21 protein-coding genes are annotated in these 23,974 nt (G+C 59.1%); 6 read left to right on the forward strand and 15 right to left on the reverse strand.

From position 1 onward, the window contains the following. Position 1 precedes the first annotated feature (1 nt). Genes nqrF through SJY29_RS04905 form a run of 6 tightly spaced genes read right to left on the reverse strand, consistent with a single transcriptional unit; the run spans position 2 to position 5,330 of the window. Entirely contained in the window at positions 2-1,225 is a 1,224-nt protein-coding gene (nqrF, locus tag SJY29_RS04880) for an NADH:ubiquinone reductase (Na(+)-transporting) subunit F (RefSeq protein ID WP_400087504.1), read from the reverse strand. Further along, positions 1,222-1,836: an NADH:ubiquinone reductase (Na(+)-transporting) subunit E gene (nqrE, locus tag SJY29_RS04885; RefSeq protein WP_400087507.1), complete on the reverse strand. Its 615-nt coding sequence runs from the start codon at positions 1,834-1,836 to the stop codon at positions 1,222-1,224. The genes nqrF and nqrE overlap by 4 nt, the downstream gene beginning before the upstream one ends. Continuing rightward, positions 1,833-2,498 (reverse strand): NADH:ubiquinone reductase (Na(+)-transporting) subunit D, encoded by a 666-nt coding sequence (locus SJY29_RS04890; RefSeq protein ID WP_400087510.1) that lies wholly within the window; start codon positions 2,496-2,498, stop codon positions 1,833-1,835. The genes nqrE and SJY29_RS04890 overlap by 4 nt, the downstream gene beginning before the upstream one ends. A gap of 3 nt (positions 2,499-2,501) precedes the next feature. Then, positions 2,502-3,296 (reverse strand): FMN-binding protein, encoded by a 795-nt coding sequence (locus SJY29_RS04895; protein ID WP_400087513.1) that lies wholly within the window; start codon positions 3,294-3,296, stop codon positions 2,502-2,504. After that, the gene (locus tag SJY29_RS04900) at positions 3,283-4,065 is read right to left on the reverse strand and encodes an RnfABCDGE type electron transport complex subunit D (protein ID WP_400087516.1); all 783 of its coding nucleotides are present in this window, start codon (positions 4,063-4,065) and stop codon (positions 3,283-3,285) included. Before SJY29_RS04900 ends, SJY29_RS04895 begins: the two co-directional genes overlap by 14 nt. Further along, positions 4,062-5,330 (reverse strand): Na(+)-translocating NADH-quinone reductase subunit A, encoded by a 1,269-nt coding sequence (locus SJY29_RS04905; protein WP_400087518.1) that lies wholly within the window; start codon positions 5,328-5,330, stop codon positions 4,062-4,064. The genes SJY29_RS04900 and SJY29_RS04905 overlap by 4 nt, the downstream gene beginning before the upstream one ends. A gap of 173 nt (positions 5,331-5,503) precedes the next feature. Here SJY29_RS04905 and SJY29_RS04910 point away from each other — a divergent pair, with 173 nt between their 5' ends. Continuing rightward, entirely contained in the window at positions 5,504-6,679 is a 1,176-nt protein-coding gene (locus tag SJY29_RS04910) for a cytochrome c3 family protein (protein WP_400087521.1), read from the forward strand. A 46-nt stretch (positions 6,680-6,725) separates the two neighbouring features. On the opposite strand, the gene SJY29_RS04915 is transcribed toward SJY29_RS04910, so the two are convergent. From SJY29_RS04915 to SJY29_RS04955, 9 genes are all read right to left on the reverse strand, one after another. Further along, entirely contained in the window at positions 6,726-8,501 is a 1,776-nt protein-coding gene (locus SJY29_RS04915; RefSeq protein ID WP_400087524.1) for an SLC13 family permease, read from the reverse strand. A gap of 102 nt (positions 8,502-8,603) precedes the next feature. Beyond that, entirely contained in the window at positions 8,604-9,485 is an 882-nt protein-coding gene (locus SJY29_RS04920; RefSeq protein ID WP_400087526.1) for a 2-oxo acid dehydrogenase subunit E2, read from the reverse strand. Between the two features lie 5 nt (positions 9,486-9,490). Continuing rightward, complete coding sequence (locus SJY29_RS04925; protein ID WP_400087529.1) at positions 9,491-10,921, reverse strand: NAD-dependent succinate-semialdehyde dehydrogenase; 1,431 nt, start codon at positions 10,919-10,921, stop codon at positions 9,491-9,493. Between the two features lie 17 nt (positions 10,922-10,938). Next, a complete protein-coding gene (locus SJY29_RS04930; protein WP_400087532.1) occupies positions 10,939-12,207 on the reverse strand; it encodes a biotin/lipoyl-containing protein in 1,269 nt (422 codons plus the stop codon). After that, entirely contained in the window at positions 12,197-13,192 is a 996-nt protein-coding gene (locus SJY29_RS04935; RefSeq protein ID WP_400087535.1) for an alpha-ketoacid dehydrogenase subunit beta, read from the reverse strand. Before SJY29_RS04935 ends, SJY29_RS04930 begins: the two co-directional genes overlap by 11 nt. 12 nt (positions 13,193-13,204) lie before the next feature. Continuing rightward, positions 13,205-14,200, reverse strand: a complete 996-nt coding sequence (locus SJY29_RS04940) for a thiamine pyrophosphate-dependent dehydrogenase E1 component subunit alpha (RefSeq protein ID WP_400087537.1) — start codon at positions 14,198-14,200, stop codon at positions 13,205-13,207. Between the two features lie 83 nt (positions 14,201-14,283). After that, a complete protein-coding gene (locus tag SJY29_RS04945; RefSeq protein ID WP_110280438.1) occupies positions 14,284-15,594 on the reverse strand; it encodes a Xaa-Pro peptidase family protein in 1,311 nt (436 codons plus the stop codon). A 60-nt stretch (positions 15,595-15,654) separates the two neighbouring features. After that, positions 15,655-16,464 (reverse strand): SDR family NAD(P)-dependent oxidoreductase, encoded by an 810-nt coding sequence (locus SJY29_RS04950; RefSeq protein WP_400087540.1) that lies wholly within the window; start codon positions 16,462-16,464, stop codon positions 15,655-15,657. Between the two features lie 35 nt (positions 16,465-16,499). Next, a complete protein-coding gene (locus SJY29_RS04955) occupies positions 16,500-18,170 on the reverse strand; it encodes an extracellular solute-binding protein (RefSeq protein ID WP_400087542.1) in 1,671 nt (556 codons plus the stop codon). 386 nt (positions 18,171-18,556) lie between these two features. Between SJY29_RS04955 and SJY29_RS04960 the strand changes: the two genes are divergently transcribed. From SJY29_RS04960 to SJY29_RS04980, 5 genes are all read left to right on the forward strand, one after another. Next, positions 18,557-19,525: a sugar ABC transporter substrate-binding protein gene (locus SJY29_RS04960; protein WP_400087544.1), complete on the forward strand. Its 969-nt coding sequence runs from the start codon at positions 18,557-18,559 to the stop codon at positions 19,523-19,525. A gap of 77 nt (positions 19,526-19,602) precedes the next feature. Then, on the forward strand, positions 19,603-20,400 hold the full coding sequence (locus tag SJY29_RS04965; protein WP_400087547.1) for an SDR family oxidoreductase: 798 nt from the start codon (positions 19,603-19,605) through the stop codon (positions 20,398-20,400). Between the two features lie 48 nt (positions 20,401-20,448). Beyond that, positions 20,449-21,423, forward strand: a complete 975-nt coding sequence (locus tag SJY29_RS04970) for an ABC transporter permease (protein WP_110280443.1) — start codon at positions 20,449-20,451, stop codon at positions 21,421-21,423. Positions 21,424-21,434: 11 nt separating this feature from the next. Next, positions 21,435-22,436 (forward strand): ABC transporter permease, encoded by a 1,002-nt coding sequence (locus SJY29_RS04975; RefSeq protein WP_327544513.1) that lies wholly within the window; start codon positions 21,435-21,437, stop codon positions 22,434-22,436. Then, positions 22,433-23,947: a sugar ABC transporter ATP-binding protein gene (locus SJY29_RS04980; protein WP_110280445.1), complete on the forward strand. Its 1,515-nt coding sequence runs from the start codon at positions 22,433-22,435 to the stop codon at positions 23,945-23,947. Before SJY29_RS04975 ends, SJY29_RS04980 begins: the two co-directional genes overlap by 4 nt. Positions 23,948-23,974: the final 27 nt, after the last annotated feature.

Consider the following 23,974-nt stretch of genomic DNA (forward strand, 5'->3'; position numbering starts at 1 on the left):
CTCAAGCTCCGAAATCATCGTAAAAGATTGAAGAAGGGTCGACCCCAAGCTGACCCAAGGTGGACAGGACAGCCGAGATCATCACAGGGGGGCCGCACAGGTAGTATTCGCAATCCTCGGGTGCGGGATGGCTGCCCATTTCGGCACGCAGTGTCTCGTGTATGAAACCGGTGGCCCCGGTCCAGCGATCACCCGGGGCAGGATCGGACAAGGCAGGCGTCCAACTGAAGTTTTTGTGCCGTTTGGCCAGTGCTGCGAATTCGTCGGCATAGAGCAGATCAATCGCTGCACGCGCACCGTAGAAATACCGCACCCGCCGCTTGGTACCTCGGCCAAGTTCCTGATGGATCATCGCGCGCAGTGGCGCCATGCCGACACCGCCGCCCACCAAGACCATCTCCCGCGTGGTCGGTTGCACATGGAAATCGCCGAACGGACCCGAGAGTGTAATATCGTCGCCCGACGCCACCGAGAAGAGCCATGACGACACAATACCGGGCGGGATCTCGTTCTCGCGCCCTGCGGGGGGGACGGCGAGGCGGATGTTGAACACCGCGCGGCCTTTGTCCTCCGGCCTGCTGGCAAGGGAATAGGCGCGTGTTACCTCTGTGTCGGAGCCGACCCGCATGCTGCGCCATCCTGCGATTTGCCATGCATCGCGGAAGGTCTCGGGAAGGGCGAGCGTGTCGAAGTCCAGCTGATAGGGCGGTGCGGTGATTTGCATGAAATCCCCCGCGCGAAAGTCGGAGGCGTGATCGGTCGGAAGGTCCGCCACGATCTCGCGGATCAGCGGCGCCAGCATGCGGGTGGAAGACACTTTGCTCGTAAACCCGCCGCCCGCGCTCAGGATGTCATCGGGGACTTTGACTGCGCAATCGCCGCGCAATGTGGTCTGGCAGGCGAGCCGGATATGCGCGCGGCGGTCACGGGGCGACAACACGCCGCGTTCGGTGGCCTGTGGCTGGCCAGCGCCTTGTCCCGTCACAGTGACGCGACACAGCCCGCAGGTGCCTGTGCCACCACAAGCCGCAGGGATCATGATGCCTGCGTTATGCAGCACACCCAAAAGCCGGTCACCGCGACGTGCCGTCAGGTGCAAATCGCTGTTCACCGCGACGTCGAGACCTTGATCGGGCACAAGACGCGCCTTGAGCAGCAAGAGCACGGACGTGAGCCCCAAAATCAGGACCACGATGATCAGACTGCCAAAAAGAACCTCTGTCATTGCGCCACCGCCATCTGCGCGAAAGAGGCAAACCCCAGCGACATCAGCCCTGCAAGGACGAACGCGATCCCGAGGCCGCGCAAACCAGCCGGAAGGTCAGCATAGACAAGCCGTTTGCGGATCGCGCCAAGCATGGCAACGGCCAGGGCAAACCCCAGCCCGCTGCCAAGGCCAAAGGCTGCTGACTCTGCGAGGTTATAGCTCCGCTCGACCATGAAAAGGCTGCCGGCAAGGATCGCGCATTGCACCGTCAGAAGTGGCAGAAAGACACCAAACGCCGCGTGTATCTTTGGAAAGAACCGGTCCAGCACCATCTCAAGAAGCTGTACCGCCGCTGCGATCACCCCGATGAATGCAATCAGGGCCAAATAGGAAAGGTCCAAGTCCGGCAGGCCGGCCCAAGCCCATGCGCCGGGTGCCAGAAAGCCTTGGTAAATCAGGTAATTCAGCGGCACCGTGAACCCCAGCACGCCCGTCATTGCCACGCCAAGGCCCAATGCGGCCTCGGGGCGTTTGGACAAGGCCAGAAAGGTGCACAGGCCCAGAAAAAGCGTCAGCGGCATGTTGTCGACAAAAGCCGCAGTCACAAAGATATCCCACAGCCCGGTCATTCGGCGGGGCTTTTTTGTTGTGCTGGCGCATATTCAGGCTGCTCGATTTGCCCAGGATAGAGGCTGCGCACGGCCCACACCAAGATGCCCAGCAGGAAAAAGGCCGATGGCGCAAGCAGCATCAGACTGAGCGGCGTAAACCACCCGCCAGCATCCGCAAGCGACAGAACCTGCGCGCCCAAGAGCTGACCTTTTCCCAGAAGCTCGCGCAGCCCGCCGATCACGATCAGGATCAGGGAATAGCCAAGCCCGTTGCCAAACGCGTCAACCATCGCAGGCAGCGGGGGGTGGTGTCTGGCATAGGCCTCGGTCCGGCCCAGCACGAGGCAATTGGTCGTGATCAGGCCAACATAGACCGAAAGTGCACGGCTGATTTCGGCGAAATAGGCCTGTAAGATCTGGTCGATGACGATCACGAGAGAGGCGACAATCACGATCTGCACAATCAGCCGGATTGTATCGGGGATATGGCGGCGGATGACACTGACAAGACCTGCGGCAAGGGTAAGAACCGCAGTCAGGGATACCGACATGGTCAGGGCGGTCACAAGCGAGGTCGTCACCGCAAGCGCCGAGCAAATCCCGAGGATCTGCAAAGTCACCGGATTCTGCCGGATGAGCGGCGTCGTCAGGGTGCTCCAATATGAGGGGACCTGCGGCATTGCTCAGAACTCCTGCCGCTGGATTGCGTCAAGCAAAGGGCCGTAACCGTCCGGCCCCAGCCAGAACCGCACCATCTGTGTTACCCCGCGTCCGGTGCGCGTGGCCCCGGTAATGCCATCAACCTCATAGGCGGTAGCCGCAGGACCGCGCGCTACTTCAAAACGCATGTCATCGTTATCATCGCGCAATGCCGTCCCGGGGAATGTGCCCTGCCATGATGCCTCTTGAATCCGCCCCCCAAGACCGGGTGTCTCGGCGTGTTGCGTTACCGCAATCCCCGCGATGGTGTTCATGTCACCATGCAGCGCAATGATCGCATCAATGCGCCCGCCATAGCCCTGACCGCTGATCGGCAAAAGCACCAGCGAGACGCTGTCATTTTCACGCAGCAAGAACACCTGCGCAAAATCGGGCCGCTGTCCCAGACCGGCCAAGTCCTGTGCGGCATCCAGCACGGTCCAGTATGTTTGATCACGCAACGTTGCCTCAAGGTTCGCCGGTGTCACGTCGGTGGCGGCACGACCGGTCTCGAGGTTGATCACAACGGTCGAGAGCGTGCCGCCCGACTGTTCGAGTAGTGTCGCCATCCCGGGGATGCCCTGTACCAGTGCGGCAATGCGGGCCTGTTCCTCTGCCGCGCGATTGGCGGTCTGGATCGGGCGCAGCACCACTGTCGCGCTACTGACCAATGCCGCACAAACCGCTGACACCAGAAAGGCAATGATCACTGTTTTCGCGCGGCTTTCATTTGGCAAGGCCAACAGTCGCCGCCAGGGGTTCCATTCACGTCCTGCCATGTCGCCTCCGACGTTGTGCAACCCAAAGCGCCAACACGGCTTCGTCCAAAAGCGGGGCCGCAAGTGATGTGAGCAGGGCCGCGGCCACTGCGATTTGAAGGGGGGCGGCCCCGGTCCAGCCCGTTGCAAAAAGTGTTAGAAGCGCGGCATAGAGCGCGCCGTTGACCCAGCGCCCGGGCAGGGTGATCGCGCTGGTGACCGGATCAGCCACCAGAAGCACCAAAACAATGCCTCCGGCCAAAAGCGCGGGTTCCCCCAAAAGGCCCGCCGCCGCCGCCCCGCCTGCAACGAGAACCGCGCCAGCAATAACCTGCGCGGGCATCACCCCGGTTGCCATGCCGATCAGTGCGGTAGGAATTGCGGCCCATGCGATGGGCGCGTCCAGCACCGGCCATGCAGCAGTTGGAAAGCCGTATCCCAGAAACGACAGCGCAACGGTTGCCGGATGCACGACGTTGCGCCCCCATCCGCCGAACACAAGCTCACCCATCACCACACCAAAGCTGATGCCAAGCGCCAAACGGAAGATCCCAAGGTCCTCTGGCGCCAGCATCGCGATTGCAAAGGCGGCAGTGACGGCTGCGAGGGAAGGCGCCTGCGCGCGCGTCAACATGAAAACCAAGTGCCAGACAGCGATGACAAGCGCGGTGAAACCCAGCCGCGCCAAGGCGTCGGTGCCTTCCAGCCAAAGCCAGAATAGTGCCATTGGAAGATAGGCCGCGATCAGGATGGCTGCGACGGTTTCGCGGTTCCACAAACCGCGGTTCATGCTGCAAATTCCGTCTTGATCCGGTCGAGCATGGCACGCAACTGCGCGGTGATTTGTCCGTTTTCGCTCAGCACATAATCGGCAAGTGCCACATCCTCTTCCAGCAGAGAAAGAATACCGAGGCTGAGCGCGGTTTCATCGTCGCCTGCACTGAGCGCACGCAAAAACGGGATAGCGGGAAGACCGGCCCCGAAAGACTGGGTCAATGCGGCGGTCGGGATGGCAGGTGTCTTGCCCGCAGACCGCGTCAGGGCGGCGATGAACCAGTGGGGTCTGTTTTGCGCTGTCTCGCGGGGCAGCGCTGTGACCTGCCTGTCGCGGGGTGACAGCCATCTTGCCGGATGGCCATCCAGTGGTGATCCCGACATCAGTAGATGCGGTCCGGGCAGAACGATGCGCTGCGTCAGTTGCCGCAGGTCGGCACCCGGATGAGTGCGCAGCAGGTGTGCCTCGCGCAGCGCTTGTCCGGCAATGCTGACAAGCCGTGTCATTGGCAACACGCCGGTTTTCAAAAGCGCGCCAAGGGCTGCGGTATCTTCGGCATGGATGTCCCAGACGGGTGCATCAAGACCTGCGGGAAAGAGTTGATGGATGGGCAGGCCAGCCAGACCTTGTGGATGACGCGGGCCACAGGTGACGCACCTGAACTTATTGTCACCTTTGGGAAGTGCAAGAACCGGCGCATCTGCTTGCTGACACACAAGAACAGGCCCTTCGGTCAGCTGTGCCAGCGCAGCCAGACCGCGCGCGAAGTCATCCTCGCGTCCCTCAAGGGCAATCTGCGGATCAGGCGCAAACGGGCGGGTATCCGTTGCCATGACCACGATTGCGGCGGGTTTCTCTGACGGATGGGGCATACCCCCGAAAGGTCTGCGGCGCAGCAACGGCCAGAGGCCCGCGCTTTGCATCAGATGCCGCAATCCGGCATCGGTCTTGGTACCTGTCACATCGTGCGTTTCGACCGCATCCGAAGCTTCGCGAAACAGAACTATTTCAGACAGTTTTTTTCCCGCCAGAAGCGAAATACGTGCCACACGGCCAGCAACGGGCGCAACAAAACAGACGTCCGGGGCATGCCGCAGACATGCGACAGCTGCACCCTGCGCAACAAGATCACCTTCTTTGACAAGCGTGGTTACTTTCAGCGCAGAACCTTCCGGAGCGGCCACCGCCGCTTCCTCGGTGACCACGTCCTCTATCCCTGGCGTCACCGGCGGGGACGGAAAGTCCGGGTTTAAACCTGTCCCGGAACCAAGAATTTGCATCTGCCCTCCGATCACATGTGCCAACGCCTGCTGCGCGCAGCAACCCCCGCGCATCACTCCCTCAACGTCTACAGCCTGAAGGCGATCCAGGACATGACATAGATCAAAGCGAGCGGTTGCTTGCACGGTATGGTTTAAAACAACCTTTGAGGTTCCAGCACAGGAGACCGTTCATGCCTTTGCCTTCATCCAATTTCTCAATGTCTTTGTGTCTTGCTGCCGGACTTGCCGCTGTCTTTTATTTCAGTCAGGCCGCGAGCCAGACAGCGCAAGACGTGCAGGATGACGAAGCGCTTATTCCCTTCGCTTTGCCCAAGTCAGGACCGTTCACACCGGCAGAGATCGAGATCGGGAATGACAAGGCGATTAGCGACTGGTTCCGCTCGGCCCATGCTAATGCCGCCTCGGAGGCATTCAGCCATTGGGATGATGACGGCGAGGTGCGCGCCGCCTGTGCGACCTGTCATTCGGGAGAAGGATTCCGGGATTTTCACGGTCTGGACGGAACAGAGGTTGGCGTCGTGAACGGTACAATTGATGTGGGCGGTGTTGTCGATTGCGGGACTTGCCACAATGCCGGACTGGCAGAGATTGCCGAAGTGACATTTCCAAGCGGTATCGTGCATCCGGTCACAGGTGTCGAAGCCTCTTGCCTGACCTGCCACCAAGGGCGCGCTGCTGGTCTGACTGTCGAACGGGCAACGGCCGATAAGGCGCTTGACGCGCCAGACAGCACGTTGCGTTTCATTAACCCGCATTATGCGACGGCTGCCGCAACCTGGCTGGGCGGCTACGGGCGCGCCGGCTTTCAATATGAAGACCATACCTACAGCGGGCGCTTCTTTCACGCACGCCCCGTCGCCAGTTGCAATTCGTGCCATGAACCACACACGCTTGAGGTTGCTTTCGAGCCCTGCCTGACCTGCCACGAAGCCAACAGCCCGCAGGATATCCGGATTGCACGCCAAAGCTATGACGGCAGCGGTGACACATCTGTCGGGATCCGGTCCGACATCATGGCGAATGCCGGCACTTTGCTTGACATGATCGAAGATTATTCCCGTGAAGTGGTCGGGATGCCGGTGATCTATGACGGCACGCGCTACCCCTATTTCTTTACGGATGCGAACGGTGACGGCGTTATTGATATGGTTGACGGTGCGCCCGTCGCCTACGAGGCATGGACCCCCAGAAGCCTGCGGACTGCCTTCAACTGGAAACTGGTCACCGCCGATCCGGGCAATTATGCGCATAATCCGCAATACACGCTGGAGCTTCTGTACAATTCCATCGACGATCTGAGCACACCACTCGGGATCGACATGGATGACCTCAATCTCTTGCGGTAGCCACATTGCGGAACATGGCTGCGGGAACCTGCCAAGAAATGTCTGCTTATAAGGGCCAGACCACAAGGATTGTCGGAACTGCAACGCAGATCACGATGATTTCCAGCGGAAGGCCCATGCGCCAGTAGTCGCCGAAACGATACCCGCCCGGGCCCAGAATAAGGGTGTTGTTCTTGTGCCCGATGGGGGTGAGAAACGCGCAGGACGCGGCGACCGCAACGGTCATCAGATAGGTATCGGGGTTTGTGCCCGTCGCGGTTGCGATCGACATCGAGATGGGGGCGGCGATCAATGTGGTTGCGACGTTGTTCAGGAAATCTGACAGGGTCATGGTCACGACCATCAGCGCGACAAGCGACACCCAGGCAGGGTATCCTTCGCTCAGGCTCACAATTTCTCTTGCGATCAGATCGGCACCTCCGAAATGGTCGAAGGCCTCAGCCAGCGGGATCAGGCTGGCCAGCAGGACAATGACCTTCCATTCCACCGAGGCATAGACCTCGCGGGAACTGACAAGGCCGAACGCGACATAGGCGATCACCGCACCACCCAGCGCAACAGACAAAGGCACGAGCCCCAAAACCGCTAATCCGACAGCGGCCAGAAAGACAGCAATGGACAGGCCCGCCTTGCTGCGCTGGACAACCTCGGTCTGGCGTCCTTCAAGAGGCAATACGCCAAGCCAGTCAATGGCGTCCGCCACGCGGTCCGGTGGCCCGAGCAGAAGCAGCACATCACCGGGCCGGATCGGCAAAAGGCGCACACGGTCCTGAAAATTCCGCCCGCCCCGCGATACACCCAAAAGCGTCACCGCGTGGCGTTGCAGCAGATTGAGGCTGCGCGCCGTGCGCCCGTCAATGCGCGCACCTTCGGGCACGATGGCCTCGGTCAGCGTAAGACCGGGTGCAACCACGCCGCCTTCGTGCTTTTCGGATCCTGCAAAATCAAGCCCAGCCTGACCCATGAAGGCCTCGATTGCCTTTGGGTCCCCTTCAACCACAAGAAAATCACCCGCCTGCAATTCAACACGTCGCGCAAGACCGCGGACGCGTTTGCCGCGCCGGATCAGGCCAAGAATATTGACGTCAGCGTCATTCGCTTTGGGGTAAAGATCAGCGACCAACATCCCCTCTTCCAAGGATTGTTCGCCGATCCGCAGTTCCGCCACATAGCGTCCCTGACTGACCTCTTTTTTCTGGTCCATGACCGCAGTACGCGACGGCAAAAGCCGCCAACCGAACAGCGAGACAAATGCAATGCCTGCAACGGCCACGGCAAGGCCGACAGGGGCAAAATCAAACATACCGTAGGGTTCGCCAAGGGCACTCTGTCTGTATTCGGATATGACAATATTCGGGGGCGTCCCGATCAAGGTGATCATGCCGCCGAGGATCGTCGCAAAAGAGAGCGGCATCAGCGTTTGCCCTGCCGCGCGCTTGGCCTTCTTTGCGGCTTCAACATCAAGCGGCATGAGCAGTGCGAGGGCGGCCACATTATTGATGATGGCGGACAATCCCGCAGCCAGCGCGCCGACAACAGCGATATGCAACTGGACGGGCCGGTCAGGGTTGATCAGCCGCGACGCGATCAGTTCCACTGCACCGGACGATGACAGACCACGGCTGACAATCAGGACCAGTGCAATAATCGCCACAGCCGCGTGTCCGAACCCCGAAAAAATCTCCTCGGTGGGGACAAGCCCGATTGTCGCCGCGATGATCAGTGCGCCAAACGCCACCAGATCGTACCGGATACGCCCCCAGACGAGCAGCGCGAAAACGAGGCCCAGTAGTACAAAAATCTGCGTCAGTTGATCCTGCATAGCCGCACCCTAGAGCGCTTTGATCAAAGTGGAAATGCCGCTTTGCGAAACGAGCGGGATCATTTGCCTGCGCCTGACGGCTGTAGGATCGGTGGCTGACCGCTAGATCATAATCCTGCGGGGATCACCCAGCAGACCGGCCAGATAGCTGACAAAGCGCGCGGCCTCCGCGCCATTGATCACGCGGTGATCATAGCTCAGGTCAAGTGGCACCATCGGTTTGGGCTGAAATACCTCGCCATCCCAGACCGGCGTGATTTCGGTGCGCGTCAGACCAAGGATTGCCACCTCGGGCGGGTTCACGATGGGGGTGAAGGCTGTGCCCCCGATCCCGCCCAGATTGCTGATCGACATAGACGCGCCGCCCATTTCATCGGGGCCCACCTTGCGGGCTTGTGCGCGCGCCGCCAGATCGGTGATCTCGCTTGCGATCTGCCAAAGACCCTTGCGGTCCGCATCACGGATCACAGGCACCATAAGACCGTGGGCGGTATCAACGGCGATCCCGATATGGGCATAATCCTTGAGGATCAGTGTCTTGCCATCCGGTGTCAGCGACGCATTGAAACGCGGGAATTCACGCAGGGCCCGTGCCAGTGCCTTGACCTGAAAGGCAAGGGCGGTGAGCTTGACACCGCGTGCCTGCGCCTCCGGTTTCAACTCTTTGCGCAGTGCCTCAATCGCCGAGACATCAGCGCGGTCGTGGTGGGTGACCTGCGGGATCATGGTGTTTGCAGCACCAAGGTTTCCGGCCGCGACCTGGGCAAAACGGCTCAGCGGTTCTTCGGTCACAGGGCCGAACTGGCTGTGATCCACATCCCAGTATTTGGTGTGATCGCTTTGGGCTGATGCGGATTTGGCATCACCCGTCAGATCCTCGCGGGCGATGGTGGTCCGGCCCAGATCGCGGGCCAGTTTTTCCAGATCAATGCCTTTTTGACCTGCAAGGGTGCGGACGGAAGGAGAGGCGATTACATCTGTCATCACATTCACCAGCTGGCCGAGATGTATTGCGTTTCCATGAATTCGAGCATGCCTTCATGCCCGCCTTCACGCCCCAGCCCTGACTGTTTCACACCGCCAAACGGGGCTGCGGGATCAGAGACCAAGCCGCGGTTCAGGCCGACCATGCCGTATTCCAGCCGCTCGCAGACCTGCAGGGCGCGCTTCATGTCTTCGGAAAAGACGTAGGCGACCAGCCCGTATTCGGTGTCATTGGCGCGGCGGATCACGTCTTCCTGATCGGTGAATGTCTGGATCGCGGCAACAGGGCCGAAGATTTCGTCATGCACGCAGTCTGCGTCCTCGGGGACATTGGACATGACGGTTGGCGGGTAGAAAAAGCCCTTGCCGTTGGGGGTGGTGCCGCCACATTCGATTTTGGCACCCTTGGCGACGGCATCAGCCACAAAAGCCGCGACCTTGTCGCGGGTGTCTGCATTCACCAAAGGGCCCACATCAACGGATGGGTCTGTGCCGTCGCCGACCTTCAAGGCGGCCATTGCGGCGGTGAATTTGGCGGTGAAGGCTTCTGCAACGTCCGCGTGCACGTAGATGCGGTTGGCGGCGGTACAGGCCTCGCCCAAGTTGCGCATCTTGGCCAGCATCGCGCCTTCGACGGCAACATCAAGATCGGCGTCTTCAAAGACCAGCAGGGGCGCGTTGCCACCCAGTTCCATGGCGGGTTTCAGGACCTGATCGGCCGCGGAATGCAGCAGTTTGCGGCCCACGCCGGTCGAGCCTGTGAAGGACACAACGCGCACGCGCGGATCGTGCAACATATGGTCGACCAAGGCACCGGTGCGCTTGGACGGCAGCACGTTGACAAGGCCCTTGGGCACGCCAGCCTCTTCCAGAAGTGGCATAAGCGCGAGCATTGTCAGCGGCGTTTCCGAGGCGGGTTTGATGATGACCGCACAACCAGCTGCCAGCGCGGGCGCAATTTTGCGCGTCCCCATCGCAGCGGGGTAGTTCCAGGGGGTCACCAGCACGGCAAGCCCTGCAGGTTTATGCTGCACCATGATCCGTGCGCCGGATGCGGGGGCATGGGTCAGCATCCCGTCGGCGCGCACGGCTTCTTCGGCAAACCAGCGGAAGAATTCGGCGGCATAGGTCGCTTCGCCCATGGCGTCGGTGCGGGCCTTGCCGTTTTCCAGCGTGATCAGATGGGCGAATTCTTCGAGCCTTGCTGTCATCAACTCCCACGCCTTACGCAGCACTTCAGAGCGGTGGCGCGGTGTTTGTGCAGCCCATTCCTTCATTGCGGCTTCTGCGGCGTCAAGGGCCGCGTCAGCGTCGGCAATCTCGGCTGAGGCGACCGAGGCGATCACCTCTTCTGTGGCGGGGTTGATCACATCAAAGCGTTCGTTTGATGCGCCTTTGTGCCATGCGCCGTCGATATAAAGATCGGTAAAGTCCATTTTGGTCTCCGATGTGGTCAGAGCAGGTGGCGGAGCGGTTGCTCCATCCGGCCTGCGAAGTTGGAAAGAAGGATGATCGCGTCGCTTGGCGCCAGTTGCGCTGGCGCAAATTCAAGCGTGATCGTGAGGCCAGCGCCGGTGCGCGTGAGCGTGAGTGTCGGCACATCCTCGGCCCCGACAGCTACGCTTGTGATCGCGCTGAAGCGCAAATCGCGGACGCGCAGTCGGGCGGCGTCCTCGGTCGGCTCTGTGGCGCTAAGCTGGGCCGAGGCCGCGTAGGTCTTGGTCATGCCAAAGCTTTCGACCGCCACTGTCGTATTGCTGCCGTGGCTCGCGGCGCAGAGACCTGCGAGCAGGGCCGCGGTATCGGTCAGTTGCGCAGATTTTGCGGCCCAGTCGGCGAAATCCGTGAAACCTTCGCTTGCAATCTCTGCCGTCAAACGGCCAGAGACCTGCGCTGCGGTCGTTTGCGTTGCGCCAGAGGTTTGCGGCAATGCGCGAAGCGCGTCGAGGTCTTTGACATGAAAGGGCTGTGGATGCCCCGCGTCGACCAGCCGCTGCAAATCCAGCCCTTGCTCGAGCGCCAGCCGCCGCAGTTTGGGTGACGCAAGGATGCGCCCGTGCGTTGTGGGGGCAGGGGCCATTTTCGCCGTTTGCGCTTTGGCAACGGGCGCTGGTTTTTCCTCGGCGACGGCGGCTTGCGGTGCAGGGGCCGCAGCACTTTTGCGCGCGACAGGGTTGGCGGGCTTTTCAGCAGTAATGATCGCGATGGTCTGGCCGGTGGGCACGTCTTCGCCCGCTTCGGCGAGCGTGGCACCAAGGTAGCCGTCAAAGCCTGCATTGACTTCATTGACGCTCTTGTCGGTTTCAACTTCAAAAAGCACGTCATCGGCGCTGACCGCATCACCGGGGCTTTTGTGCCAAGCAACAAGCAGGCCTGAATCCTGCGCCATGCCCAGCGTGGGCATGATGACTTCTTTGCCTTCAGGCAGGTCGTCGGACGGGGCAGGGGCCGCCTCTTCGGCAGGTGCGGGTGCTGCGCTTTCGGCACTGTCCGAGATTTTGGCGATAACATTGCCAACAGGCACATCCGTCCCTTCGCCGGCGGCGACGTCGGTCAGGAAACCGTCTGCGGCGGCCTCGACCTCCATCGTGGCCTTGTCGGTCTCGACCTCGAACAGGATGTCACCCTTGGTGACCGCATCGCCGGGTTGTTTGTGCCACGCGACGATCAGGCCCGTTTCCTGGGCCATACCGAGCGCGGGCATGATGACGTCAAGCGGCATGGATCATCTCCCCGCCGACCAGCAGCCGCGCCTTGGCGGCGACACCTTCGGACGTGGGCACTGTGATGTCTTCAAGCGCTGGACTGAAAGGGATCGGCACATCCATCGCGCCCATGCGGACCACAGGGGCATCAAGGTGATAGAACGCCTTTTCATTGATGCGGCTCGCGATTTCGCTGGTCACACCAAAGCTCTGGTGGCCTTCGTCCACCACGATGACACGGCTGGTCTTGCGCGCTGATTCCAGCAGGGTCTTTTCATCCAGCGGCACAATCGTGCGCGGGTCGATCACCTCGGCGCTGATACCTTCAGCGGCCAGAATTTCGGCGGCTTTCTCGCAAACCTGCACCATCGACGAGGTGCCGATCAATGTGATGTCGCTGCCTTCGCGCTTGATATTTGCCTCGCCAAAGGGGATCAGGTATTCTTCTTCGGGTACAGGGGCCTTGTCCTGATACATCAGTTTGTCTTCGAAAATGACGACCGGATTGTTGTCGCGGATCGCGGTCTTCATCAGGCCCTTGGCCTCATAGGCAGAGGACGGCATAGCGACCTTGAGACCAGGAATATGGGCGACAAGCGCATGCAGCGACTGGCTGTGCTGGGCCGCAGACCGGCGTGTGGCACCCATATTCGTGCGCAACACCAGCGGCACACTAAGTTTGCCCCCCGACATGTAATGCGTCTTGGCCGCCTGATTGCAGAGCTGGTCCATGATCAAGAAGATGAAATCGCCAAACATCAGATCGACAACAGGGCGCGTGCCGGTCATGGCCGCGCCGACCGCAAGACCCATGAAACCGGGTTCCGCGATCGGGGTGTCGACCACGCGACCTGTGCCGAATTCCTCGACCAGACCGGAAAGGACTTTGAACGGCGTGCCGGCTTCGGCCACGTCCTCACCGATGATGAACACGGTCTCGTCGCGGCGCATTTCTTCGGCCAGTGCTTCGTTCACGGCTTGGGATAGGGTGATCTCTCGCATCGCAAATTCTCCTTATGCCAGCGCGTGTTTGATGTCGGAAAAGACGTGCATGTCGACTTCGGAGACATCAGGATATTTCGCGTCCAGCGCGTATTTGACGGCCTCTTCGGCGTCTTTGGCGATCTCGGCGTTGAGCGCGTCGATCTCTTCCTCGGTAGCAAGGCCTTCATTCACCAGATGTGCGCGGAACCGGATGATCGGGTCGCGGTTGTCTTTCCAGTCCTTCTCTTCGTCTTTGGACCGGTAATACTCGCGGTTGATGTCGCCCACATGGTGGCCGTGGTAGCGGTAGGTCATCAGTTCGATAAAGAACGGGCCTTCGCCCTTGCGCGCACGCGCGACCAGATCGTTGGCCAGCTTGTTGACGGCCAGAACATCCTGCCCATCCACCTGATGCGCTTCGATCCCGAAGGCCTCGGCGCGGGCGGTGATTGATCCGGCGGCGATTTCCTCGGTCTTGGTATATTCGGAATAGCCGTTGTTTTCACAGGCGTAGATGACGGGCAGGTTCCACAGGGCGGCCATGTTCATGACCTCGTACATCAGGCCCTGTGCGGTGGCGCCGTCGCCAAAGAAACAGACGGTGACGTCATCCTTACCCAGCATTTTGGCGGTAAAGGCAGACCCCGTGGCGATCCCCATAGACCCGCCGACGATGGCGTTTGCGCCAAGGTTGCCGTTGGACTGGTCCGCGATATGCATCGAGCCGCCTTTGCCGCGGCAATAGCCCTCTTCCTTGCCCAGAAGTTCGCAGAACATTTCCTTGAAGTCCGCACCCTTGGCAACACAGTGGCCGTGGCCACGGTGGGTAGAAGTGATTTTATCGGTGGTTTTCAGCGCCTCACAGATGCCGACGGCGACGGCCTCTTCGCCCGAATACATATGGGTCAGGCCCGGCATTTTGGCCGAGAGATACAGCTGGTTTGCATTGTCTTCAAAGCTGCGGATACGGACCATCTGGCGGTACATGCGCAGATAGTCCTCGGAATTTGTTTTGGCTTTGGCCATGGCGGGCTCCCCCCTTGCCGGATCGTCGTTTGATAAGGCGTGATGTGCAGGCCGCCACGAAAATGCAGCGGCCTGTCGGTGTTCTAGTAGCGGTTGGCGATGGGCAGCTCTTCGGCAGGGAAGAGGCTGATGACTTCGCACCCTGTCTCGGTCACAACCACCTCTTCCTCGATCCGAGCGGCGGAATATCCGTCCGTGGCGGGGCAGTAGGTTTCCAGCGCAAAGACCATGCCGGTCTTGATCTCCATCGGGTGATCCATCGACACCGCACGGCTGATGATGGGCCGTTCATGCAGTGCAAGGCCAAGCCCGTGACCGAATTGCAGACCGAAGGCCTGGTCTTCGCTTGCGAAACCCAGCTCTTGGGCCGTTGGCCATACCTCGGCAACCTTATCGGTGGACACGCCCGGTTTGATCATCGCGATGGACGCGTCGATCCATTCGCGTGCCTTGGTATATGCGTCATTCTGCGACGGGGTCGCGCGGCCGACGTTGAACGTGCGATAATAACAGGTGCGATAGCCCTGATAGGATTGCAGGATATCAAAGAAGGCCTGATCGCCTGGGCGGATAAGGCGGTCTGTAAAGTTATGCGGATGCGGGTTGCAGCGTTCGCCGGAAATGGCGTTGATCGCCTCGACATCGTCTGATCCCATCTCGTAGAGCATCTTGTTGGAAAGCGCGACAATATCGTTTTCGCGCACACCCGGTTTCAGCTCTTCGTAGATCATGTGGTAGACGCCATCGACCATGGCTGCCGCCTGGGTCAAAAGCTGGATTTCATCCGTGTTCTTGATCTCGCGCGCCGCCAGCATGATCTGCTGGCCGTCGACCACGTTCAGCCCTTCTTCTTGCAGCGCGTGGAACATGGCCGTTTCAGCATAGTCCACACCCACGGGCATATCGGCCATACCGGCATCGCGGATCAATCCGGCGATCTGCTTGGCGTATTTCTTCATCAGTCCGAATTCCGGCGGGATCGTACCACGCATGCCCACAACACCGGCAAGGCAGTGGCTGGGCTCGAGCCAGTCGGAATGGCGTTTGTGGTGCTCTGCGGCAGATCCGAAATCCCACACATAGGGGCTGTCATCGCCTGTCAGCAGACAGAAACGGCACATCTTGTCGCGTTCCCATTCGCCGATCTTGGTCGCGCTGACGTAGCGGATATTGTTCACATCGAACAAAAGAAGCGTGCCCGCGTTCGAGTTTTGCAAAGACTGGCGTGTCCGCGCAAGGCGGTAGCGGCGCAGGCGGTCGTGGTCGATGCGGCGTTCGAAATCCACCGACATATGGCCGTGGGCCGGCAGTTTGTCGCGCCATTCCCAGTTGGGCTCGAGGTCCATGGGGGTGAGCAGGTTTGGCATAAGGGCGTTGCCCGGACGTTCTGACATTGCGGTCTCCTTCGGGGCGCATGGCCCCGTCTGAATTTTGGAATTTGAAAGGGTGGTGCGTTACTGGATGCACCAGCCGCCATCGATGTGGATCATCTGGCCGGTCATGTAGTCGCTGTCGTCGGATGCAAGGAAAGAGGCGGTGCCGACGATATCCTTGGGGTAGGACACGCGCTTGATCTGCAGCGCATCGCGCACGATGTCGTCATAGGCCTGGCCTTCTTTTTCCTTGAAACCGATATCGACAAGATCCTTGTCGAGTTGTTCCCAAAGCGGCGTCACAACAACGCCGGGCGCATAGCCGTTGACGGTGATGTTATGCTCGGCCAGACCGATGGCACCACAGTGGGTCAGGGCAAGACAGCCATATTTCGAGGTGCAATAGACAGTCACATCAACCAGCGGTTTGCGCGATGCAATCGAGCCGACGTTGATCAGCTTATAGGGGTGATCTTCCATCGGACCCTGCGCGATCATCTGGCGGGCGGTTTCCTGCATCCCCAGCCACATGGCCTTGGTGTTGACGTTCATGATCATGTCCCAGTTGTCTTCATCGATATCCATGAAGAAACGGGGCTTGTTCAGACCGGCGTTGAAAACACCCACGTTGATGGACCCGAATGCCTCAACCGTGGCGGCAACTGCGGCTGCGTTATCTTCGCGCTTGGTCACATCCATCTTCACCGCGACGGCTTTGCCATTGCCTTCGGCGTTGATCGCGTCGGCCACGACTTGTGCCTGATCTCCGTCCAGATCGCCGATGCAGACATTGGCGCCTTGAGCGGCAAAGGCCTTGGCGTTGGCTTCTCCCATGCCGCGCGCGGCACCGGTGATCAAAATGTTTTTCCCTTTCAGGCGATTGGGGTCCATTGGTTTCTCCTCCTGTTAACACGTCATTGCGTGCGTTAGATGATGGCGTCCGCCCTCCCTTGTGCGCGACGCAGTGCTTCTTTCGGGCTGACAATTCCACGCAGCATGTCGTGGAATTCCTCACCGCAAATCTGGATAATTTCGTTGATTTCCGGGATGGGCGGGCGCGGCCAGAATTGGAGCTCGTCGCGCCATGACATGGCATCAACGGCTTCAAAAATGGGCGATACGCGCCGGACATCGGGGTCAGCCGCAACAGAGTAACGCGGGTTCGTGCGGCTGCCGTTCTGGACGTAGAGTTTTTGAGCTTCGGGTGATGTAAAGACCCGCAAGGCCGCCACAGCATCCGCGACGCGTTCCTTGGGCAGGTTTGCAGGAATGCCCATCATATAACCGCCGACAGGGGCGACCGGTGATGCATTCGGACCTGCCGGATGTGGCAGATAGCCCGTTTGTGTTTGCGCAGGCGATGAATCGTCGAGCTCGAAATAGGGTGCAAGCAGTGTATAGCCGTAGGCCATCGCAATGCGGCCGCTTGCATAGGGGCGGACCCGCTCATACCAGGACATCGACAGGATTTCTGGCGGAGAATATTTCAATAGCTCAAGAAGAAACTCGGCGGCCCGCAGTCCGGCTTCGGTATCAATCGTGACGCGATACTGGCCTTTCGCAAGATGCGCGGTGTCAAAACCGCCCGCAATCCTGGGAAGATCAAGGATAGGCTGACCGAAATCCGCCAAGGTCATGAGAACCGTGTGGCCCAAAGCCGTGCCGCGTGCTGCGTTCCATGCGATGCCGTACTGCCCCCGCTGCGGTGCATGCAAGGCTTTGGCTGCTGTCAGCAATTCGTCCGTGGTCTGCGGCGGCACCAATCCGTTCTGTGCAAAAAGATCCTTGCGATAGAACAGGAGTTCAGGGGTAGTTTGCGCAGGAACACCATAGAGCTTGCCATTCCAGTGCGCGGCCTGCCAGCCTGCCGTGTGGAAATCTGCGGGGTCAAGCTGCGCGATATCCATCACCTCTTCCAGAGGCATCAGGATTCCGCTGTCGGCGAATTCACCAACCCACGGCAGGTCGACCGCGATAATGTCGTAGCGGCTTGCCTTGCGCTCTGCGTTGATCTTGGCCTCCGAGCGCAGGCGATCAATGGAAAAGGCACGTTGATGGATCTGAGCGCCAAGCGTCTGTTCAAACTGGCGTTTGAGGTTATCCATGACCATAAACGTCGGATCACCATGCACCAGAACCCGCAATCCTCCGGCAAGTTTGAGCGGCTCAGGCAGGACTTGCAGGGGCGGGATTGATTTGACGTTCATATAGGTGCCGCCAAAGTAGTAATCCTCGGTGCTCCCAAGTGCTGATGTGGTGCCGAAGTGCTTTGCCGAAAGCCGCTCAAGGCGGTTGGACATCTGCATCCAGTGCTCCAGAAGCGTTTCGCTGGGGTGCATGGAATAGCTTTTGCCGGTGCGTGTGCGGGGGCGTTTTTCGACCAGCCCTGCCTCGAACATCTCCTGCAAGCGGCGGCTGGCTGTCGCATAGGGCGCACGGCTTGCGCCAATCAGTGACGTTGCCGTGACGACCTTTCCCTCGATATGGCCGCGCATCAGGGCGGCAATAATCCGGATATTGGGATTGGGCGAAGACAGATGGCCAAAGTCTTCCAGCTCGTCGCCCAGATCCTCGGCAAAGGCAATTGCGCGAAGCATGGCGGTCTTTGCCTCTGGGGCAGCAAACCTTCTCATGTTATCTCCGGTCATTGCGTTCATTGCGCTTGAATGCCCCTTTCCGGGCGCTACAACAGGACCCTGACGTCGCGGGGGTGCTGTCTTACGGGCTAATTTGTTCGTTTTGGATATTTTGTCGGCTGACATTTTCCACGTCCGATCACTATCATTGTTGAGGGAGTTGAATCGTATCACAAAAATATCCAAAACGGATATAATGATATTCATAATGGATATTAATGGTGAGGTTTGCCGTTGCGTCGGCGCGCATCCTTGTCTGCATCACCTGTTCACGAGAGCAGTGCGATTCCCCGCCGGAGGAGTGGGGCGATAAAGAACATCAGACGATTTCAGGGAGGAAACGTAACATGACAATCCGAACAACTTTGACTGCAACCGTTGCAACAGCCGCAATCGCGACCGCTGGCGCGGCGTTCGCTGATGGCCACAGCCCGATGCGTATCGGCATCACACAAAACAACGTCGGCGTTGACAGCTATCAGACCACTTATGAGCAGGCGTTCATCGCTGCTGCTGAGGCAAACGACAATGTAGAAGTCGTCGTGCTTGACGCCGGCGGCGACGTTGCCCGCCAGATCGCGCAGATGGAGGACCTCATTCAACAAGAGGTTGACGCCATCATCATCTGGCCGACAAACGGTGAAGCTGTGATCCCCGCAGTGCGTAAAGCCGCACAGGCAGACATTCCCGTTGTTGTAACCAACTCGAACATTGCCGAAGCAGGCTTTGACTTCGTTGCCTCTTTCTCGGGGCCGGATAACATCACGCAAGGCTCACGCTCGGCCGAGATCATGTGTGACCGCTTCAAGGCGCTGGGCATCGAGAATGAAGCACAGGTCGTGCAGATTTCCGGTCAGCCCGGCTACACCACCGCGATCGAGCGCGCCCAGGGCTTTGAAGAGCGCCTGCCAGAGGTTTGCCCGAACGTGACATTGCTTGAAACACAGCCAGGCGACTGGAACCGCGAGAAGTCACAGCAGGTGATGGAAGCGTTTCTTGTGAAGTATGATGACATCGACGGCGTTTACGCTGGTGATGACAACATGGGTGTTGGCGCATTGAACGCAGCGAATGCCGCTGGCCGGACCGAGGGGATTACCTTCGTCGGTGCGACAAACTTTGCAGTCGGTTACGAGGCAATGGAGCGTGGCGAATACTGGGGTTCGATCTATCAATCCCCTGTGGACGATGCAGAAGCCGCGCTGAAGACAGCGATTGACCTTCTCGATGGTGAAGAGCTGCCGTTCCTGAACTACTTCGACACACCGAAGATCACACAGGACAACATGAGCGAGTTCACGAAGCCTGTCTTCTAAAGACCCTCCCAACGGGGGCGGGGGGCTTCGGCTTCCCGCCTTCGCTCACGTGAAGATCAATAAAAAGGGGGGATAGGATGGCCCGTATTTCCGGTCGTTCCTGTATAGTCACCGGTGCCGCGCAGGGTATTGGTCGCGCGATAGGCGAGGCGCTTGTCCAAGAGGGTGCCGATGTATGCTTTGCAGATATTAACGCAGAGAAAGCAGCAGAAATAGCTGAATTGAACCGCGCCACAGCCACTGATCTGGGTGCGAAAGTGATGCACGCAAAGGTCGATGTAACCGACCGTGCTGCCGTCAAGGAGATGATTGCCAAGACCGTTGCCACATTCGGAAAGCTGGATGTGATGTTCAACAACGCCGGCGTTAACAAGCCGATGAACTTTCTGGATGTGACAGAAGAGAACTGGAATTTCATCATGGGGATCAACGGGTTGGGTTGCATGATCGGCATGCAGGAAGCCGCCCATCAGATGATCGCCCAAGGCACCGGTGGCAAGATTGTGAACACCGCCTCAATTGCCAGCAGGCAAGGGTTTGATAACGTTGCACCCTATTGTGCGAGCAAATTTGCGGTTGTTTCGCTGACGCAATCCGGCGCACGTGATCTTGCCAAACACAATATCACGGTGAACGGCTTTGCGCCCGGTGTGGTGGCCACAGAGATGTGGGAGCAGGTCGACAAAGACCTGATGGACATTGGTGCTGCCGAACGGCCCGGTCAGGCGATGGAAGAATTCTCGTCCGAGATTTTGCGCGGTCGCGTAGCCACGCCCGCCGATATCACCGGCACAACAAACTATCTGGCAGCGCCGGATAGCGACTACATGACCGGCCAGATCGTGATGATCGATGGGGGCATGGTACTCGTCTGATCCCGTCATGGATCAGCAAACCACGCAAGTGGTGTCAGGGAGGAAATAATGGCGACACTGTCGAAACAAGATATTGGTAAGATACTGGCGCGGCAGGGTATTCTGATCGCATTTGCGTTCTTTATCATCGGCTTTACCTTGGCCAACGGCCGGTTCCTGAGCCCTGATAATGTGATGGGTGTCATCCGGTCTTCGGCGATTTTGGGTGTGATGGCCTTGGGGGTCACCTTTGTCGTGATCAGCGGCAATCTTGATCTGTCAGTGGGCTCCATGATGTCGTTCTCGACCATTGTGGTGCTGGATTTGCACGACAAGATCGGACCGGCGCTGGCGATCCCTGCAATGTTCGCCATGACCTTATGTCTGGGTGCGTTCATCGGTTTCTTGGTGGGGTATCTCAAGCTGAACTCGCTGATTGTCACCTTGGGCATGTTATCGGCCATCCATGGTCTGACGCTGACCTATTCGGGCGGCAAGAATATGGATATCGCCGACAAGGACGGCACATGGTTTGATGTCTTCGGGCAAGGCACGGCGCTGGGTATTCCCGTACCGATCCTGATGTTCCTTGCCCTTGCCGCGCTGCTCGGGATTATTCTCGCCAAGACGCCATTCGGGCGCAAGGTCTACGCCGTTGGCGGCAATGGCACGGCGGCGACATTCTCGGGCATCAAGCGCGCGCGCACTGTATTTCTTTGCTACCTGATGTCGGCGGGGTGCGTTGCCACCGCTGGCCTTATTCAGGCCAGCCGGTCCTTGGGCTCGCAGAACACCGTGGGGCAGGGGCTTGAACTTGAGGTCCTGGCGGCGGTCATTCTTGGTGGTGCGTCGCTTCTGGGCGGGTCGGGGACGATCTTCAAAACCGTCATCGGCGTGCTGATCCTCGGATTTATCCAGAACGGACTGCTTTTGGTCGGTCTGCAATTCTACGTCCAGTTTGTTGTGACCTGGATCATCATCATCCTTGCTGTCTGGCTCGATATCGCGGCCAAGCGCGGCAAGCTCTGGTCGAACATCGCTTAGGGGGCGGGGATATGCAGGCGGGAAAAATGACACCGTTCATCAAGACTGGCGCGATCTGGGCCTTTGTGGTGCTTGAACTGATTTTCTTCAGCGTCGCAGGTGAATTCCTGTCCCTTTCGGACAAGGCGTTCATGGACCTTGATAACATGCTGCTGCTGCTCAAGCAGTCGGCGCCGATCGGGATTATCGCGATGGGCATGACGATCATCATGATCAACGGCAACATCGACCTGAGCGTGGGTGCAATCTTTGCGCTGGCGGCGGTGATCCTGCTCGACAGCATGTCGTGGGCGATTTTTGCCGGTCTGGGCGATTGGGTGATCCCTGTGTCCTGGGCGCTGGCACTTCTGACCGGCGTGGTGCTTGGAGCTGTCAACGGGCTGATCGTGTGGAAGACAGGCGTTGATGCCTTCATCGTGACCTTGGGGTCGATGCTGGGCTTTCGCGGGCTTGTGTTCATGTACAACGGCGAAAACCCCACATCCGAACTGAACTGGACACTGGTGGACTTTGCCGAGGCGCAATTCCTCGGCCTGCACACGGCCACATGGTTTCTGGCGGCTGTGACCCTCGTGATCTGGTACGTGATGACGCGCACGGTGCACGGGCGCAACGCCTATGCCATCGGCAATAACCGCGAGGCGGCTGTGAACGCTGGTATCCGTGTGGGGCCGCATATGATGATCAATTTCATGATCATCGGCTTTCTCGCCGCACTGTCGGCAGTGGTGTTTTATTCGGAATCCGGTTCGGTCAACCCCAACGACGGCCAGCTTTACGAACTTTGGGTGATCACCGCGGTGGTGCTTGGCGGCACCAAGCTCACCGGCGGGGCGGGGTCCATCATCGGGACGCTGGGCGGCGTTCTGGCGATCCAGTTGTTGCGCAAAGGCTTGGGCCACATCGGCGCGGATACCGAAACGGTGAACCTTGTGATCGGCCTGATCCTGATCGCGGTGCTGTTTCTTGACCGCCAGTTGAACCTCAAAGGCAAAGAGGAGTTGAAGACATGACCGACCAAACCCCCGCACTGCGGCTTGAGGGCATCGTCAAGACTTTTCCCGGTGTGCGCGCGCTTGATGGTGTGTCCTTTGCGGTCATGCCGGGCGAAGTGCACGCGCTGATGGGCGAAAATGGCGCGGGCAAATCGACCTTGATGAAGGTGCTGGGCGGGATCCACCAGCCCAACGAAGGCCAGATCATCGTCGGTGAAGAGCCAACGGTCATGACCTCGCCCTTGCAAGCGAAATCCAAAGGGATTGTGTTTATCCATCAGGAACTGAGCCTTGCCGAAGAACTGAGTGTGGCCGAGAATATCTATCTTGGTGAATTGCCGCTGAAATCATTTGGCCGTGTGGACTGGGCCAAGCTTTATGCGCAAACCGATGCGATCCTTGAAAAGCTGAAAGTCGGCTTTAACGCCAAAACGCGTGTTGGCGACCTGTCTATTGCCAACCAGCAGATGGTCGAAATTGCCCGCGCATTGACCGTGGATGCCAAGGCAGTGATCTTTGACGAACCGACCGCGTCCCTGACCGACGCCGAAAAAGTCGTCCTCTTCGACGTCATCGCCGATCTGAAATCGCAAGGCGTGGGGATCATCTATATCTCGCACCGCATGGAAGAGATCTTCAAGATTACCGACCGGATTTCGGTGCTGCGCGACGGGCAATACCAGGGCACGGTCGTCACTGCCGAAACCAATGAGGAAGGTGTCACGCAGATGATGATCGGGCGCAAGCTTGACCTCAGCCGTGCCGCCGTCACCCATGAGTTGGGCGACATAGCACTCGAAGTGCGCGATCTGTCCTGCGGCAAACTCTTTGAAAACGTAAGCTTTCAGGTGCGCCGCGGCGAGGTGCTGGGCTTCTACGGGCTGGTGGGTGCGGGACGCACAGAGATCGCCGAAACGCTCTTTGGCCTGCGCAACCCCAGCGGGGGCACCATTCACCTCGATGGAAACGAGATCAAGATCAACTCGCCCGCCGATGCCATCGCGATGGGGATCTCGCTTGTGCCCGAAGACCGCAAGGGGCAGGGCCTCGTGCTGGGTATGAATTGTCGTGACAACATGACATTGCCGCAGGTCAGTGATCTAACGGCAGGCCCCTTTGTGGCAGAAGGTGCCGAGATCGCGATTTTCGATCAATACCGCGATAAGTTGGACATTCGCACACCCGGCTGGAAACAGACCGTGGGCAATCTGTCAGGCGGTAACCAGCAAAAGATCGTGATTGGCAAGTGGCTGTCGATGCACCCCAACGTGCTGATTGTGGATGAACCGACACGCGGCATCGACGTGGGCTCGAAGTCCGAAATTCACAACCTGATCCGTGAGCTTGCCGCACAAGGCTATGCTGTTATTGTCATCAGCTCGGAAATGCCCGAGGTGCTGCACGTCAGTGACCGGATTGTCGCGATGTACAGCGGCAAGGTGATGCGGACCTTCACCAGCGAAGAAGTGACAGAAGACAACCTGATCCAAGCCATTTCCGGAATCACACCCACGAACAAAGTCGCCTAAGATGCACGTGCCTTTTTCAAGTCACCG

It is taken from the genome of Yoonia sp. R78084 (genome assembly GCF_044595625.1).
Lineage (GTDB): Bacteria > Pseudomonadota > Alphaproteobacteria > Rhodobacterales > Rhodobacteraceae > Yoonia.

Coding starts and splice junctions, on each gene's coding strand:
- nqrF (WP_400087504.1), bottom strand. CDS start 1,225: ATGACAGAGGTTCTTTTTGGCAGTCTGATCATCGTGGTCCTGATTTTG.
- nqrE (WP_400087507.1), bottom strand. CDS start 1,836: ATGACCGGGCTGTGGGATATCTTTGTGACTGCGGCTTTTGTCGACAAC.
- SJY29_RS04890 (WP_400087510.1), bottom strand. CDS start 2,498: ATGCCGCAGGTCCCCTCATATTGGAGCACCCTGACGACGCCGCTCATC.
- SJY29_RS04895 (WP_400087513.1), bottom strand. CDS start 3,296: ATGGCAGGACGTGAATGGAACCCCTGGCGGCGACTGTTGGCCTTGCCA.
- SJY29_RS04900 (WP_400087516.1), bottom strand. CDS start 4,065: ATGAACCGCGGTTTGTGGAACCGCGAAACCGTCGCAGCCATCCTGATC.
- SJY29_RS04905 (WP_400087518.1), bottom strand. CDS start 5,330: ATGCAAATTCTTGGTTCCGGGACAGGTTTAAACCCGGACTTTCCGTCC.
- SJY29_RS04910 (WP_400087521.1), top strand. CDS start 5,504: ATGCCTTTGCCTTCATCCAATTTCTCAATGTCTTTGTGTCTTGCTGCC.
- SJY29_RS04915 (WP_400087524.1), bottom strand. CDS start 8,501: ATGCAGGATCAACTGACGCAGATTTTTGTACTACTGGGCCTCGTTTTC.
- SJY29_RS04920 (WP_400087526.1), bottom strand. CDS start 9,485: ATGACAGATGTAATCGCCTCTCCTTCCGTCCGCACCCTTGCAGGTCAA.
- SJY29_RS04925 (WP_400087529.1), bottom strand. CDS start 10,921: ATGGACTTTACCGATCTTTATATCGACGGCGCATGGCACAAAGGCGCA.
- SJY29_RS04930 (WP_400087532.1), bottom strand. CDS start 12,207: ATGCCGCTTGACGTCATCATGCCCGCGCTCGGTATGGCCCAGGAAACG.
- SJY29_RS04935 (WP_400087535.1), bottom strand. CDS start 13,192: ATGCGAGAGATCACCCTATCCCAAGCCGTGAACGAAGCACTGGCCGAA.
- SJY29_RS04940 (WP_400087537.1), bottom strand. CDS start 14,200: ATGGCCAAAGCCAAAACAAATTCCGAGGACTATCTGCGCATGTACCGC.
- SJY29_RS04945 (WP_110280438.1), bottom strand. CDS start 15,594: ATGTCAGAACGTCCGGGCAACGCCCTTATGCCAAACCTGCTCACCCCC.
- SJY29_RS04950 (WP_400087540.1), bottom strand. CDS start 16,464: ATGGACCCCAATCGCCTGAAAGGGAAAAACATTTTGATCACCGGTGCC.
- SJY29_RS04955 (WP_400087542.1), bottom strand. CDS start 18,170: ATGCTTCGCGCAATTGCCTTTGCCGAGGATCTGGGCGACGAGCTGGAA.
- SJY29_RS04960 (WP_400087544.1), top strand. CDS start 18,557: ATGACAATCCGAACAACTTTGACTGCAACCGTTGCAACAGCCGCAATC.
- SJY29_RS04965 (WP_400087547.1), top strand. CDS start 19,603: ATGGCCCGTATTTCCGGTCGTTCCTGTATAGTCACCGGTGCCGCGCAG.
- SJY29_RS04970 (WP_110280443.1), top strand. CDS start 20,449: ATGGCGACACTGTCGAAACAAGATATTGGTAAGATACTGGCGCGGCAG.
- SJY29_RS04975 (WP_327544513.1), top strand. CDS start 21,435: ATGCAGGCGGGAAAAATGACACCGTTCATCAAGACTGGCGCGATCTGG.
- SJY29_RS04980 (WP_110280445.1), top strand. CDS start 22,433: ATGACCGACCAAACCCCCGCACTGCGGCTTGAGGGCATCGTCAAGACT.